This window comes from Ruegeria sp. HKCCA0370, assembly GCF_013033705.1.
Classification (GTDB): domain Bacteria; phylum Pseudomonadota; class Alphaproteobacteria; order Rhodobacterales; family Rhodobacteraceae; genus Ruegeria.
Genome location: NZ_WQEP01000012.1, coordinates 59,251 through 74,600 on the forward strand (window position 1 = coordinate 59,251; position 15,350 = coordinate 74,600).

Below are 15,350 nucleotides of genomic sequence, written 5' to 3' on the forward strand. Positions count from 1 at the left end.
GACGATTTTGCCGGGTGCCTGACCTGAACCGAGTGGACTGGAGAAGCCCATGAAACAGCCTTCCCCCGCGCTTGACCGCAACGATCTGGCAATACTCCTGTTCATTCTTCTTCTTGCCGCAGTCCTCAGAAGCGCCGGGCTGAACGCGCCCCTGTGGTATGACGAAATCCGGACCGTCGATACGCATGTCAGCCTTCCGTGGAATGAGATGATGCGCGAATATTCGATGAACCATCATTACTTTTTCAGCATGAAGGCAAAGCTGGTTTCCCAGATCTTCGGAGATCAGGCCTGGGCATACCGGTTTCCGGCCGTCCTGTTTGGCGTCGGTCTAGTCGGGGTAATCTGGTGGCTGGCAAAAGAGGTTGCAGACAGCACGATTGCGCATGTTTCTGCCTTGCTGGTGGCCCTGTCCTATCATCAGGTCTGGTTCTCTCAGAACGCGCGCGGATATACCGAGCTTGCATTCTGGAGCACGCTTGGCTTCATTTTCTTTCTGCGGGGGATGCGCCAGCCAGCGACCGGCACCTGGGTTGCATTCGGCTTTACCGCCGCGGCCGCTGTTTTCACCCATCTGACCGGTGCATTTTTCTTTGTTGCACTGGGTCTCATCTGGCTGCTTTCCCTTGTGACCGGGTTCGGCCGGGGCACTTTGACCCGCGAATGGGTGCTGCATCCGCTGGTGGGTGTTGCGGTTGCGCTGGTTCTGGTCCTGTTCGCGTATCTGCCGATCTTGCCAAGCATAGCGGGCACGGTGAGCGAGGTTTCGGCGACATCCGCCGTGGACCCCATGCAGGAATACCAGAACCCGCTCTGGACAATTGTCGAAGGTTTGCGGACCGCGGTTGGGGATACCGGCCCGCTGATGTTGTTCATCGCGATCGGTGGGCTGGCCGTCATCGTCTTCGGTGCCGTGGGGGCGCATGCGGCGCAGCCGTTGTTTTTCCCGTCCATCGCCATGCATATCGCCGTGACGCTGCTGCTTCTGCTGTCGCTTGAGATGCGGATCTGGCCGAGGTTCTTTTTCGTCGATATCGGGCTGATCATTATTCTGGCCGTTGTGGGGTGTCGATACGGTGCTGATGCGGTGGCACGGTGGGCTCAACAGCCCCGGTTTGGATCGCCGCTCTTTGCGTTGGGCGTTCTGGCGATGATCGTGGTGTCCGTGTTCTTGGTGCAGCGGAACTATTCTGCTCCGAAACAGGATCTGGCGGGGGCTTTTGCGCTTGTGGAAGAAACCCGCAGCCCGTCAGAACGGGTATATGCGATCAACCCGGGCGGCCCCCTTTTCGAAGACCACTTCGATGCCGACTGGGGAACCATCGGGGATGCGCAGGACTATTCCGAGGCCATGGCCCAACCTGGCCCTGTGACGCTGGTTGTTCTGTTCCCAGACCGGATGTTCCGTGCCATTCCTGATCTGCAACGTGATGCGGAAGGGCGGCTGGAACGCGTGCATGCGTTTGCCGGGACACTGGGGGACGGGCAGGTTCTTGTCTACCGGCGCAGATGAGGCCGAGGGGTCAGGATGAATGACCGTCCAGGGGCTCAAACCCCAGGCTGCTTTCGACAATGTAAAGCGGGCGTTTCTGAGCCTCTGCATAAAGCCGCCCCAGATATTCCCCGATGACGCCCAGCACGACAAGTTGCAGGCCACCGATCAACAGCACTGCAACCATCAATGAGGCATAGCCGGGTACATCCACCCCGTAGACAAGGGTGCGTGAGATCAGGAAAACACCATAGATGATCGCGGCCAACGCAGTCAGCATGCCGACATAGCCCGCAATCCTGAGAGGCACGGTGCTGAACCCGGTAATACCGTCCAGCGCAAAGTTCCAAAGGCGCCAGTAGTTGAATTTGGTCTGCCCCGCCGCACGCTCGGGGCGGTCATACGCCACCTCGGTGTGCCGAAACCCGACCCAGGCAAAAAGGCCCTTCATAAAGCGGTTGTGCTCGCGCAGCTGCCCTACAGCCTGAACCACGCGCCGGTCCATAAGGCGGAAATCGCCGGTATTGGCGGGTATCGGTACCCCCGAAAGCCGGTTGATGACCTGATAGAACTTCCGCGCTGTCCAGCGTTTCATCGCGGTGTCGCTGTCGCGGTGGCGCCGGACGGCATAGACGACATCGAACCCTTCGCGCCATTTTTCCAGAAATGTCTCGATCAGTTCGGGCGGATCCTGCAAATCCGCGTCTATCGGAACAACGGCTTCACCCGCAGCTGCATCCAGCCCCGCCGTCAATGCGATTTCCTTGCCGAAATTACGTGAAAAGTTCAGCACCTTGATACGATCATCGCGCTCATGCGCCGCAGCCAGAATCCTGGCGGTCGCGTCTGTGCTGCCGTCGTTGACGCAGATGATCTCGTGGCTTTCCCCAAGCTGATCGAGGAATTGCCCCAAACGTTCGAACAGAACCGGCAGAACTTCTTCCTCATTGAACATAGGCACAATGATGCTGAGTGTCGGGACGTTTTGGTCCGGGGCTGTCCCCCGAGATAGAAATGTGGGGGTACTCATGTTTAACGTCACCATGACGCAGGCCTTTTTTCGTTCGTTTGAGCACAGGTGATCATGGTTTTACCTTAGGCTCAAAAAGTTCTGCCTGCGCGCGTAGTTTTTCGAATTTCTGTGTCTTTTCATAGTCACTCAACGCCTCACGCCGTGCATCGGTGATGACAAGCTCTCCTTCGTGGGGCCACGTGATCAGCCAGACGCGGGATGTGGGGTTGGTGCGCAAAGAGATATCGTATTCGGAGACGACGAAATTCGCATCATTGATGTAATAGAACAGCGGTGTATCGACCCAATCCCGGTTCCTCAGAAAAACAAGATCGCTGGGCTGCATTTCAGATAGCACGGCTTGCGCAATGCCTTGATAATCGTTGGGCGCGCCGGGCTTTCGGGTGGCGTAGGGTACGCTGGCAGCAAAGACGAGCAGGCACAGGCTTGTCGTTGCCAGCCTGAAGCGAATGTTCTGAAACAGCCAGACTGCCCCTGCTGCGCAGAGGATCAGCAGGTAAGGCACAAAAACCAGAAAAGCCCGCGAGGCAAGGACGGATACCACATGGGACGCTGCAAATAGGATCAACGGTGCGGCAACCGCCAGCAGCCACAAAAGCAGTGCCCGTTCCTGAGGGTGATGCAGGGTGCGCGATGGAAGGCGGGGGACAAACCTGCCCCAGACCGCGCCCAAGGCAGGGATGAGCAATGCCAAAAACGGCAAGATGGTCATTGCCATCAGGGCTTCGTTCCGACGGTGTGCGATTGAGGCGAGCCAGAATATGAAGCTGGCTGAGCAAACAGCCAGCAGGCCCGGAATCCAGACGGGAACCCGAGGGGTCGTGGCGAAAATCGGTGCCTCGCGCTTGGGGGCTTTCAGGCTGGCTGTCAGCAACAGCAGGGCAAAGGCCAGAAGTAACCAGCTCCAGATCACATTGATCTGTAGCTGTGGAATGGAGAATGCGTCTTTGGCAAACAGAAATCCGAAAGAGAAGTACTCGACCAGAAAACCCGGGTATGGATCAAACGTTGCGCCTTTGCGCGCGCGATAGACGGCATGCAGCAGCGCAGGGGCGGCAAGGATGAAGGCAAGGGATTGTATCTGAAACAACCGGGCACCCTGCCACAGGCCGATCCTGTGTGAAAAGCGGGTCGGTACCAACTCGGACCGGGGCAGAACCAATGCAGTCCACAACAGGTGGATCATGATCAGGGGCCAGAAAAACTCGACTGTCAGCACTCCGGCCACAACTGACGCGACATAAGCAAGCTCAAGCCAGGGCCGTGGTCTGGGTGTTCTCACCAGGCAGAGCAAAAGCCAAGTCGCCAGCAGGGAGAGGAAGGCACCGGCGACATACATACGTGCCATTTGGCTCCAGAAGATGTGGAAGCCGTGAAGCGACAACAGCAATGCGGCCAGGCAGCCGATGGACGATCCGAATATGCTGCGCGCAATCAGAAAAATCAGCGGCACCGATCCCATGGCAAACAGGACGCCCGGAAACCGCAGTGACAGATGTGACGTTCCGAACAGCTTTGTCCAGCCCAGCATGCTGACATACCACCCCATGGGATGCGGTTCGTCATGGAAATGCCACCAGATCGTTCCGGCAAGATCATGGCGGGGCGGTGGCTCGGAAATACCCGGAACCAGCTCGATACCGGGGATATAGATTTCCGGATGGGACATGCTGCGTTGCTCAATCCCCCAGAGCCGCAGCAGGACAACACATATAAGAGCAACACACAGGACACACAGGACAGCATATGTGCGGTATTCACGCCCGATTAGAAAAACGCTTTTCTCATCTGATGATATCATTGCAAAAAACAGCCACTCTGAAACACATCTACTCGGACCGATAATCCGGGAATGATACTACAGGATGTGGCTCAAGTCACTCTGGCGCGTTGCGTGGCCTGGCTCGGGCACGCCTTATTCTGCGCTATCGAATGGATATCGTACCGCGCTGAGCGTCAGCTTTTCGGACCAGATGACGGCACCATCCCCGCCGACCATCGACACGTCGGTCACGTCCGGCACTTCACCGTTCCAGCCTGCGGTATAGAAACACCCGCCATGTATAGTGTAGCCGCGGCTCTCGACGTCGTGAAATGCGCTGCGGACGGTTGGCATCGCGACATGTATCACGTCAATTCGGTCCCCGCGAATAGGGCGCACGCAGATTTCCGAGAACCGCAGAACTGCTGTGGGCGTGACACAGACACGACCGATTTCGGGCTTGTCGCTGTCAGCGCACATGAAGTTGCCGGAAAAGCCGGGGCTTTGTGACAGGCAGATATAGGCGGCACCATGATACAGATAGACGGAATTTGCGGCCGGGAAGGCGTCACAGGCTTTGGGACCTTCATACAGCCCGCCGTCAGCTTACCAGTCCAGATCATACATGTTCTTGAAGATACCGGGACGAAAGTTTCCGGCGTGAAATACGGTCCAGCCGATCATGTCTCCTCAATCCAGATCGGGATAGTCTGTATGCCCGACGATGCGGAATGGCGCACCGTCGTAACCTTCCAGGTCTGAGAGCCGTGTCATGATTTGTTCGGCAAGCGCCTCATCACGGCCTCCCATTTCGGACTGATCGTACCAGACGAACCGCGCCATGACCGCGTATGTAAGCGCAACGATCAGGGGCAGACCCAAAATGGCCGGTGACTTTAATCCCTGTACCCGTATTCCTGCACCAACAGCCAAGTAGAAAACCGTAGCCGGTAAACCTACATAGGCGACGGCCCGTGACGGTATCCACTGCCCAACGTAGGAGAACCAGATCAGTAAGGGCAGCAAGAGAATACCGGTCATGCCCGTCAGGATACGCAGGACATTCACCCAGTTGTGCGGGTTCCGTATAAGGACTGAAATGCTCAGCCCAACGCCCAGCAAGAACCCGATTCCGATATAGGCGGTGTTCAGGATCTTGATTGCCCAGGGTATTCTTTGTAGCGACCCCCGCCAGATTTGGCCAAGCAATTAAAGGACCGTTTCAAGCTTGCCCTGCAACTCGTGGAGAGAGGGCATCGCGATACGGTTGGTCGTGGGGACGTGGTCACGCAGCTGGGCCTGCGCAAAATAGATCAGAAGGCCAAGGCATGATCCAATTGCCGACAGCAGGATGAATATGCCTACATCCCTGGTCTTGTAATGGTGGGTTTGGATCAGTGCGAGAAACAGGATCACGGCGCCAAAAGGGGCGAAAGGCTGATAGAGCGCTGCGCAAAGCGCAATGCATTGCGCACCGATCAAAAGCCAGATCACCCGCGCGCCAAAACCTTGCAAAATGCCCCGTTCAAAACACTTAAACCCCGCAACGGAAAGCAGCAACGCCAGCGGGAAAGCAAACACGTGGCTCGAAAAAGTAAGGGCGTTGATCATGTAGATGTGATGAACGCCAAGCGTGAAAATCAGGAAGGTCGCAAAGGGTCGGTTATCACGATCGCTGGATTGCCGCGCCAGCATCCATGACAACAGAAGGAAGACACCTGCCGCCAGACTGGCCTGCGAGACAGGCAGAAAACGTTCCTGTAAAACATGAAATAGAGAACCTCCATCGCCCAGCGACCTTCCTCGGTCGTCCAGTTAAGAGGCATCCCATCTTCGGGTGCGCCAGTCATCCGGGTTTCTGCCATCCTTGACCAAGCCCGGTGCGGTCGTGAACGCATAAACAAGTAGGCTGACGGAATTTGACTGGTAGCGCGAAGCTCATGTTACTCGTTTTCTGCAGATACATGGCGCACGAGTGCCCATCACCCGCTCAGAAATACTCTTTCAACTTGCGGGCGCGTTTAATGTTGGACGGCAGAGACACCGTCGCCCGAACCAGTTTCGCCACTGCACGCATGCCCGGAACCGCCTTGAGCGCGGAAAGCCCCTTGGATGTTTTCAGCAGGGTTTCGTAGGTCTGATTATCTGCATGCCTGAAATCCTTGGCGTGCAAATCTTCACCGTTGTTCTCGGTCGGGGCAGACACAACCGAGGTCGCTTTGCGGTTAACGTCAAACACCACAAAGGATTCAAAGAAACTGATCCCCCAGGCGCGTTTTTCTGCAGCATTCGGTGTCAACCTTGCGAAACGGTGGTTGATACGATCAACCATGTTCATGGCATATTTGATAAAGGATCGGTTCCGAAGCCCGAACCCTTCCATGTAAGAGGTATGCGTGTCTTCGACCACAAGCATCCCGCCATCCTTGATGTGTGGCAACAGGCATTCCGTCGTAATGATCTGTTGTTCATAGGTGTGGCCGCCATCATCCAGAACGATGTCGATATCACCGACTTCCCTTACAATTTTTTCAAGGAAATCCGGATCGCTCTGGCTGCCGATGAAAATCTCGAACCCTTCCTGTTCCCAGCGCTTTGCATCGGGGTTCAGTTCAACGCCGATGATGCGGGCCTGAGGGCCAAAGAACTCCCGCCACATGAAAAGAGATCCACCACCCAGAACGCCGATCTCAACAAACGTGATATCCTTTCCGATGTAAGGAGAAAAAAGTTTGTCATACACATCGAAGTAAGTGGAATGCTTACTGCTTTTGTATGGGCTGTTCATATAGGCCTGATAACTTTTTGACTCTAACATCTCTACGTCCTCGGATCTCAACTTGTCATGCGCTCCACCTGTCGAAGCGGGTATTCATAAACTGGGGCGTCAATTCCATTACTTCGTCTGTTTGGCTGTTTTGTGGCTCCGCTCTTTCCACAGCCTCCGGTCTTGCTGGTTTCCTGTCAAACGCCGTGGGCCCGGTCTGGGGCACTTACTTGCGCGTTATGATGATGGCATAGGAAGAATAAACCGCCCATTCGTGCCGGGCGCACAGACGCGCCAGCCCGTTATCCAGCTGCCGCAGGCCGAAAATCTTATCATAGTAATGGTGCCCGTAATATTCGTGTACTTCGATGCTCGAAAACCCGACATCCGCCAACGCCTTTCGCATGTACGGTGTCGAGCCGCGACACAGTGAGTAATAGGCGGGGAATTTGCCGGTATTCTGGCCATCAAAGCGCCGGGGCTGCAACAGTTGAACCGCCTTGCGTGTCAGTTGTTCGGGAAACAGCCAGTTGATCAGGAACGGTGAGGCGAAAATGGTCGGCACCAAGTGAACAGCAACGCCACCATCCGCCAGAAGGTGATGCATGTTTTTGTGGAACTGCTTGCCGTCGGGCATATGCTCGCCACAAAACTTGGACATGATCAGATCGAACCTCTGATCCACATGGCTGACATCGCCGCAGGCGTTGATCTGAAGGGTGTCGAACTCATCGGAAACATGGGAAAGTTCTTCGGCACTTATGTCACTGATCGTGAAGGATGTGACATGATCGGGCAGTGTCTTGTCGCCGGTCGATCGGCTGGTCGTGCCACCGATTTCCATGATCCGGGCCGGTTTTTCATCTGTTATGATGTTCCAGACCGTATCCAGATAATCCTGTCTGCAATCCGTGTGCCAGCGTATTTCTGACTGTACCATTTACTCTCCCAAAAAACCCGTAACCTTGCGCGGCATTTGAAACGGGGCCAATCGCGATAAAAAGACTTTTTGCAATACGCCTATTAAGGCAGTGACATGGCTGTTTGACCAATCTTTAGATGAATGCTGGCAGCATTCAAAGAACGTATGCACCCAAGTTTACATGACTGGCAATGCCAGGGGGCGGAATAGATATGGGCGGGTCCGAATTTTCGGCACCCGCCCATGCAGTGGTAATCAATAGGCTGTATTTTCAGCGATCTTTGCCGTTACGCGAACAAATCAGAATACGGCTCGACAAACGGGGCTTCTTCGCCGATCGCAAAGGTGTCAACGCTGTCACCAACGTACCAGTCTCTTTCCTGTCCGCCGGCGAAATCGAAATCCGTATTGGTTTCGTCCAGGACAACGGCACCATCGACCATAATCTGAAGGCGGTCGGTGTCCTGATCAACCATCAGGGTGACCTGATGTGTTTCACCGTCGTCCAGGTCGACATCCTTGATCTTGAAGCCTTTACGGAACCCGTCATCATTGTTGTCGACTTTTGCGACCAGATGCCCTTTCTTATTCAGCTTCAGGCCGAAATTCGAGTGGTTCCATACAAGCCGTTCAGCACCCGTTTCACCTTCGTCACGGGTTATGTCGACCGAGAAGCTAACCTGCGACGCGTCAGAAATTCCGTCCAGGGTTCCGATGTTCCCCCGGCTATTCTGATTGGATATGTCGATCATCGACAACTCGCTTTGCCAGCCGCCACCATGGGCAGGTTCAGAGCCGGTGTCAGGCTGCTCGGCGCTTGTATCGCCTTCGGCCTGCGTCTCATCGGCCGGAACATGGGTTTTACCAACGTAAGAAACCTCGTCCAGGCGTCCGATAGTCTCCGGGCTGTCCTGATGGGTTATGTCGATCATCAGTTCGCCCTGCGGGTCCAGTTCGCCCTGCGGGTCGGCACCAAGAACAGGCTCGGACTCGGCGTCGGGCTGCTCGGACTCGGCGTCGGGCTGCTCGGACCCGGTATCGGGCTGCTCGGACCCAGTGTCGGGCTGCTCGGACCCGGTATCGGGCTGCTCGGACCCGGTATCGGGTTGCTCGGACCCGGTATCGGGCTGCTCGGACCCGGTGTCAGGCTGCTCGGACCCGGTGTCAGGCTGCCCGGACCCGGTATCGGGTTGCCCGGATCCGGTATCGGGTTGCCCGGACCCGCTGTCCGGTGGTGTGGGGTTGGTGTTGGGTTGTGATCCCCCGGGGGTAACCTGCTGCGGGGGGGTGGATCCCGTGGCACCGTGCGAGACGGCAGAGCCGGCGTTCAGTGTGTCAGCCAGGCTGCCCGGGATGACGACATATTGGTTGTAGCCATTCCCCTGTGCCGTTGCCTGATAGGTGAAGTTCTGGCCGTACTCACTGGGCTGGATCAGGGCGTTGTTGGCTACGTTCCAGTCAGCCTGCCCGTTATACCCCACGATCTGAGACGTAATGTTCTGATCGATGGTGACGTTTTTGGAACCGGCGGAAACGTTGATGGCCGGGATTTCGATCCCGCCTGTCAGCGTCTTTTCGTCTACGTGCAGGACCGAATTTTTGGTGATCGTCAGCCCATCCACACCATAAAGAGAGATCCCGTGGAAGTGACCGTTGTAGATCGTGTTCCCTTCGATCAACACGTTGTGGTGGATCACGCTGGGATCGTCGATGTTCTTGCCGTCACCGCCAGCCCAGATGGTCTGAGTGAAATCCCCGTTGGCCATGTCAAAGAGGTTGTTGCGGATGGTGATGTTGTCGCTGCCGCTGCCATAGGCGCGCTGAATCTGGATCATGTCACGGTGATCGCCCGAGCCAGCCGCGCCGCCGAAATCGTGCAGGTGGTTGTTCTCGACCAGGATGTTGTCGACATTGTCAAAGACCAGACCATCGGAGCGGATCGTGTGGATGTCGTTGCCGGTGACATTGATCCCGTCGGAATTCACCGCAATGACAGCCTTCCACCATTGTGAGAATTCGGTGTTGTTGATGTTGATATTGGTCGAGCCGGCGATGTTCAGACCTGTGCCATAGCCGGTACCGTCTGCCGATGTTCCGGTGCCGCTGGCAACATCGCCGTCGAAGATCGAGTTGTTGAACGTAATGTTCTGGCTGTCGTAGACGCCGAATTTGCTTTGAAAGTGGTGGTCGCCACCACTGAAGCTGTAGTCAAACTTGATGCTGTCGAACGTGATGTTCGAAGATTGCTTGAGGTGCACATCCGAGAAGCTGGCTTTCGCATTCGGATCCGCGGACTGGATCGTCACGTTCGATGCGAAATTGGTATTGTGGAGGTTCAGTGACCCGTAGTCACCTGCAGTAAGGAGGATCGTCTCACCACCGCTGGCCTGTGACAAAGCCTGGTTCAGCTCTGCGGCGGAAGTTACAATGATAGTCGTCGACATCTTTCACCTGTGTTTCCAAATGCGCTTATCCCAAAGCGCTGAAGATCCCGCTCACCCAAGGGGTATGGAACAGTCGCACAAGGGCGACAGATTGGCCGGAATATGGCTATGTTTGGAAACTGTTGCCTGTATGAGGACAATTTTGCCCTTTTGCAGTCATTTCCGAGTGAACTCGATACTCGATACCGGGAATTGTTCCACTTCCCTTAGCGGTTGCCTAGGGTTTGGCGAATTGATTCCTCCAGGGCAACAATGGCCACAAAATAGCCATCATTCAGGCGTGTCCTTGCGTATGGGCGATAGGCATCGGCAATGAATTGCCCGGTGCCGTAAGGGAAACCTGGGCGTTGCAAGGGCCATTCGGACGTGCCATGGCGCCAGACGGGCAAGCAGGCGCGATAGACAGTGGAACCCGCCTTGCCTACACTTTCCTGCAAGTGTGGTTATCAGAAAGGTGCGTTATGGCCGGGTCCCGGATTCTCGTCTTGGCAGGGGCGCTACTGCTCATGTTGGGTTTTGATGTGGCGGCCCAGACCCCCTGTCAGGGGCGAGACGTGCGAACGCACCTTCCCGCAACTCAGACCAAGGGGCAGCCGGTCGCAAATGCCGCCGATCTTGGCGCAGCCCTGCAAAATGCCCAGGGCGGGGAAATCTTTCTTCTGGCGCCGGGGAATTATGGAACCCTTAGGATGAACACAGCATACCGGTCACCCGTGGTGATCCGGTCCGCCGATCCTGCCGCGCCGGCCTGTTTTACCCGTCTGGTTCTGGAAGGAGCCAGGAATGTGCATCTGGATGGTGTCTATTTCGATTACACCTACAATGCGGGCGACCCGCATTTCATTGCCTATTTCGTCATCCTGAACAGTACGGACATTGTGATATCGAATTCCGTGTTCGACGGTGGGACTGCAAGGGGAACAGGGTCCGAGGCGGACGGGTACAGTATCGGGATCGGCCTGAAAATCGAGCGGGGCGGGAACCTGACCCTTTCAGGCAACGAGTTTCGCAGATGGTGGACAGCAGTTCTGTCCGTGCAATCGCGGCAGTTTGTCTTTACGGGCAACAACATTCACACGATTCGGTCCGATGGGGTTGATGTGGATGCCGCAGATGGCCTGACAATCGAGCGGAACCGGTTTCACGATTTTGGCGGTGCGGCTGGATCCCAGGATCACCGCGACATGATCCAGATTATGCGGGTATCGCCCCGGGGGTCTTCGGACATAGTTATCCGTGACAATATATTCGACATGGCCGGTGGCGATTTCACCCAGACCATCTGGGCTGGCGGAGACGGCAAGGACCTCGGCAACCCAGTCATGCGACACCGCAATGTGCTGGTTGAAAACAACATGATCTACAATGGTCATATTCACGGCATTTCGATCCATGGCTCGGACAATATCTCGATCAGAAAGAACTCGGTGATCCATGTGCCCGGCGGTCATTCGGTTCCGGTCATCAACATTTCTCCGGATTCGACCTCGGTGGTCATTGAGCAGAATGCGGTGGCCAATATCATCGGGCACGAGAACCAGCGCGATTGGGTTGTGCTCAACAATGCGTTGATTCAGGATCAGACCCCCTCTCAGGGTGGGCATTATGACAGCCAGTTCATCTATTACGCGCAAGGCAGGAAAGACGGATACAACGAATACGGCGTGCGCCCCGGCAGCCAGATTGATCGCCTGAATGCGGGGTCCAGCTTGTCGCAATCCTACCCCTCGCGATGAGGACATTGCGGGCAATGTTGTGGAAAAGTGATTGGCTTCGAGCGCACGGCCAGAATACTGACAATATGTTAGTGCAATCTGTAATGTGTTATCCGTTTAAAGGCAGGAATTTTAGATGACAGCCGTTTTGTCAGCGAAAGCCAGCGCCCCGGCGACCAAGCCGATCGTTCTCGCCTTGCTCATTTTCTCCTTTGCGATGCCGTTTTATTTCCACTTGGGGGGGCTCAAGCTCAGCGGGTATCGGGTGATCCTGCTGTTGTTCATGTTTCCTGCGATTATCGGATGGCTGAGCGGCAAGGCTGGAAAGATCAGGCCGATTGATATTTTGGTGATTTCATTCAGCTTCTGGTCGGCTCTGTCCTTTTCAGTCAATCATGGTTTGGCATCGATGTGGCAGTTCATCGGAATGTTCATGATCGAAACTCTGGTGCCTTATTTCATTGCCCGCACCTATATCCGCAATCTGGAATCGTTTCGGTATTTTGTGAAATGCCTGTTCCTGCTCATCCTTATTCTTCTGCCTTTTGCTCTGTTCGAATCCTTTACGGGCAAGACCCCGCTGTTGAACCTGTTCGGCAAGGTTTTAAGCGTCTATCAGAAGTGGATTTTCGAACCTCGGCTTGGATTGCTGCGGGCGCAGACAACGATGCCGCATCCTATCCTGTTCGGCGTGTTCTGTGCGCCGGCCTTCGCGCTGACCTGGTATGTGCTGGGATGGCATAAATCGTTCTTCAAGAAGGTTGGCCTGACCTCGGTAGTAGGGGGGGCGGTGTTCTTTTCCCTTTCATCGGGTGCGTTTCTGAATGTCGTCATTCAGTTGGCGCTGATGGGATGGAATTGGGTCTTTCAGTTCCTCAGGAAAAAATGGAAAGTTCTGCTGAGCATATTTTGCGTCCTGTATTTCATTGCCGAAATCGGTTCGAACCGGAGTATGTTCCAGATCTTTGCAACCCATTTCACGCTGACCCCCGGTACGGCATGGGCGCGAATCCACACATTCAACTTTGCGTCTGACGATATTTTACGGAACCCGATATTCGGGATCGGCCTGCATGACTGGACCCGCCCCCACTGGATGGTGCTGCTGAGCAGCGTCGACAATTTCTGGCTCGTGGTCACATTGCGGCACGGCTTTCCAGCCTTGTTTCTGCTGGTGGGGGCCGTCATCGTCACGTTCTTTCAACTGGGCAGCAGAAATTTGACCGGGGCAACGGCAGATGCGCGCCTTGGATACCTGATTTCGCTGCTGGGCCTTTGCGTGTCGGCCGTCACCGTCCACCTTTGGGATGCCACGTTCTGTTTTTTGATGTTTCTGCTGGGGGCAGGGGTTTGGTTTCTGGATGCAGATGACGGGTCCGGTCAGGATGGGGACCAGGCCCAGGCCGAGGAAGGAGGGCGAAAGATGCGGTATACCCGGTTTCCCAGGGCCCTGCCCGGAGAACTGTCTATCGGGCGCGTTGCACGCACCCGCTAGCCGGTCGTCGTCCAGCGCCGTCTGGCCATTCCCAATGCACGCCGAAGGCGGCGTAAGGGCGCGACCCTGCCAGACAGGACCGCTTGTATCTGGTGATCAGTCATATCCTCGCGCAAGGATGTTCGGGGGCGCAGGAAAGCGTTCTTTTGCCAGGTTCCGCCATCGCTTGACCAGGCGGCCGTGTATCCGGCCATGCGCAGGGCGCGCAGTACACGAGCATCATACCGTCCAAAGGGTATGCCTGCCTCGGTTACCGGGAGTGCGCATATCATTTCCAACTGCGCGCGGGATTCGCTGAGTTCTCGGACCAGTGCGGCGTCATCCAGTGTCGGCCAGGCAAGATGGTCAATCCCATGGCTGCCGATTGTCATATCCGCATCCTGCAAGCGATGCAGATGGTCTGCATTCAGTGATCCGGCCTGTCCGATCCGCCCGGTCAGGACAAAGAACCGTGCCCGAAGCCCCCGGGCCGACAGCGCTGGCAGGGCGATGTCATGATCCGAAAGATTGCTGTCATCGAAGGTGATGGTGAACCGGTTCGGATCAGGGTCTGCGGCGATCCGGTCCAGAACCCGTTCGAATTGCTCAACCGAAAGCCAATAGGGGGCCTCGCCCGGTTCCAGAGGGCGTTTTGGTGTTCCGATGCCGTGAAAGTTGATACCGATGGGCTTTGTCATGAGCGCAGTTTCTTCAGGCGGGCGTGAATGGTTTCGGCGATGCTGATCAGGGCAGAGCTGGCGCCGGCAGGGCGGAACTCGTACGGGCCCGCTGCGCGCAGCTCTGTGCCGCCCGTGCGCAGCTTGTAACGTGTGACGGAAGGGTTGGCTTCAGGATCTATCCCGCCCAGGTCGAAATACTTCAGGCCCAGGTCGCGACAGCGCAGCATGGAATGCCACATCAGATAATGCCCGGCATTCAGGCGCCGCCCGGTGTCCAGAGTGGCCCCGAACAGATAGACGGCATTGGACCCAGCCCGTCCCAGCGTCATCGCGGCAATGTCGGTCCCGTCCTTGCGGGCAAACAGAACCTCATGGGCAAAATCAGCCCCCTCAAGGGCATAGTAGAATTCTGGCGGGATATCCGGCCGAAAGCCTTTGGCTGCCTGAACCTCGGTGTACATTGGATGAAACCGGTCGGCTGCCTGTGCAATCGGCACGATATCCAGATCAAGACCGGCTTTCAGCGCATTGCGCAGGGGGTTGCGCCATTTTCCGTGCAGAGCACGCATCAGCGTGTCTTCGTCCTGGGTACAATCCACGACCACGGTTCGATAGGTCGGGGATCGATCGGTGGGCAAAAACGCTTCGCTACGGGCCAGCTGATCCAGCAATGCAACATCATGCCAGGGTGTGGCCGGAAACCGCAGGCGCAGGATATGCCCGCTCTCCTGAGCATACGTACGCAGTGCGGCCAGCACGGCACGCAGTGTTGCAGCGTCGGGATCAGGCCGATCGACATGCTGCACCAGCGGTCCGGCGGCAAGCCATGCAATGCCACGCCGCAGGCCGGGAACATGTTTGATGCGCAGACATGCGGCGGCAACAGGCTGCCCGTCCGGGGTGGTGAGCATCAGGAACTGTACGTCTGCCCCGATCCGGCGGGCCGCCGCGCGGGCATAGGTCAGGCTGTGTTCAAGGGTCAGGTCGCGGAACGACGCGCTGAGGGCGGGCCACTTTTCTTCAGGCAGAACCCGTGCGGAGAGCTGATATGCGATCATATC

Annotated in this window: 13 protein-coding genes and 1 pseudogene; 4 read left to right on the plus strand and 10 right to left on the minus strand. The window is 56.3% G+C overall.

Translation table 11 applies throughout. The annotated features are described in order from the left end of the window. The first annotated feature begins 49 nt into the window (after positions 1–49). Positions 50–1,513, plus strand: a complete 1,464-nt coding sequence (locus tag GOW31_RS19540) for a glycosyltransferase family 39 protein (protein WP_171120444.1) — start codon at positions 50–52, stop codon at positions 1,511–1,513. A 10-nt stretch (positions 1,514–1,523) separates the two neighbouring features. On the opposite strand, the gene GOW31_RS19545 is transcribed toward GOW31_RS19540, so the two are convergent. From GOW31_RS19545 to GOW31_RS19575, 7 genes are all read right to left on the minus strand, one after another. After that, positions 1,524–2,522, minus strand: coding sequence for a glycosyltransferase family 2 protein (locus tag GOW31_RS19545; RefSeq protein ID WP_171120446.1), 999 nt, complete (start codon positions 2,520–2,522; stop codon positions 1,524–1,526). A 52-nt stretch (positions 2,523–2,574) separates the two neighbouring features. Next, positions 2,575–4,194 carry a glycosyltransferase family 39 protein gene (locus GOW31_RS19550; protein ID WP_171172412.1) on the minus strand — a complete coding sequence of 540 codons (1,620 nt, stop codon included), beginning with the start codon at positions 4,192–4,194 and terminating at the stop codon, positions 2,575–2,577. A 246-nt stretch (positions 4,195–4,440) separates the two neighbouring features. Beyond that, complete coding sequence (locus tag GOW31_RS19555; protein WP_171120452.1) at positions 4,441–4,767, minus strand: hypothetical protein; 327 nt, start codon at positions 4,765–4,767, stop codon at positions 4,441–4,443. Between the two features lie 210 nt (positions 4,768–4,977). After that, the gene (locus tag GOW31_RS19560; protein WP_171172414.1) at positions 4,978–5,496 is read right to left on the minus strand and encodes a hypothetical protein; all 519 of its coding nucleotides are present in this window, start codon (positions 5,494–5,496) and stop codon (positions 4,978–4,980) included. Next, positions 5,497–5,991 (minus strand): glucosyltransferase domain-containing protein, encoded by a 495-nt coding sequence (locus tag GOW31_RS19565; RefSeq protein WP_171172416.1) that lies wholly within the window; start codon positions 5,989–5,991, stop codon positions 5,497–5,499. Positions 5,992–6,277: 286 nt separating this feature from the next. Further along, positions 6,278–7,105 carry a class I SAM-dependent methyltransferase gene (locus GOW31_RS19570; protein ID WP_254441766.1) on the minus strand — a complete coding sequence of 276 codons (828 nt, stop codon included), beginning with the start codon at positions 7,103–7,105 and terminating at the stop codon, positions 6,278–6,280. A 175-nt stretch (positions 7,106–7,280) separates the two neighbouring features. Further along, positions 7,281–7,994, minus strand: coding sequence for a bifunctional 2-polyprenyl-6-hydroxyphenol methylase/3-demethylubiquinol 3-O-methyltransferase UbiG (locus GOW31_RS19575; RefSeq protein ID WP_171120457.1), 714 nt, complete (start codon positions 7,992–7,994; stop codon positions 7,281–7,283). A 903-nt stretch (positions 7,995–8,897) separates the two neighbouring features. On the opposite strand from GOW31_RS19575, the gene GOW31_RS22315 reads away from it, so the two are divergent. After that, positions 8,898–9,350, plus strand: a complete 453-nt coding sequence (locus GOW31_RS22315) for a hypothetical protein (RefSeq protein ID WP_371813790.1) — start codon at positions 8,898–8,900, stop codon at positions 9,348–9,350. A 227-nt stretch (positions 9,351–9,577) separates the two neighbouring features. Here the strand turns inward: GOW31_RS22315 and GOW31_RS22320 are convergent. Beyond that, positions 9,578–10,420, minus strand: a pseudogene (locus GOW31_RS22320) (right-handed parallel beta-helix repeat-containing protein); the annotation flags it as partial. 506 nt (positions 10,421–10,926) lie between these two features. On the opposite strand from GOW31_RS22320, the gene GOW31_RS19585 reads away from it, so the two are divergent. Further along, positions 10,927–12,156, plus strand: coding sequence for a right-handed parallel beta-helix repeat-containing protein (locus tag GOW31_RS19585; RefSeq protein WP_171172421.1), 1,230 nt, complete (start codon positions 10,927–10,929; stop codon positions 12,154–12,156). A gap of 115 nt (positions 12,157–12,271) precedes the next feature. Next, positions 12,272–13,630, plus strand: a complete 1,359-nt coding sequence (locus GOW31_RS19590) for an O-antigen ligase (RefSeq protein ID WP_171172423.1) — start codon at positions 12,272–12,274, stop codon at positions 13,628–13,630. Here the strand turns inward: GOW31_RS19590 and GOW31_RS19595 are convergent. Beyond that, positions 13,627–14,307, minus strand: a complete 681-nt coding sequence (locus GOW31_RS19595) for a polysaccharide deacetylase family protein (protein ID WP_171120466.1) — start codon at positions 14,305–14,307, stop codon at positions 13,627–13,629. The genes GOW31_RS19590 and GOW31_RS19595 overlap by 4 nt on opposite strands. Further along, positions 14,304–15,347 carry a GNAT family N-acetyltransferase gene (locus GOW31_RS19600; protein WP_171172425.1) on the minus strand — a complete coding sequence of 348 codons (1,044 nt, stop codon included), beginning with the start codon at positions 15,345–15,347 and terminating at the stop codon, positions 14,304–14,306. Before GOW31_RS19600 ends, GOW31_RS19595 begins: the two co-directional genes overlap by 4 nt. Positions 15,348–15,350 lie beyond the last annotated feature (3 nt).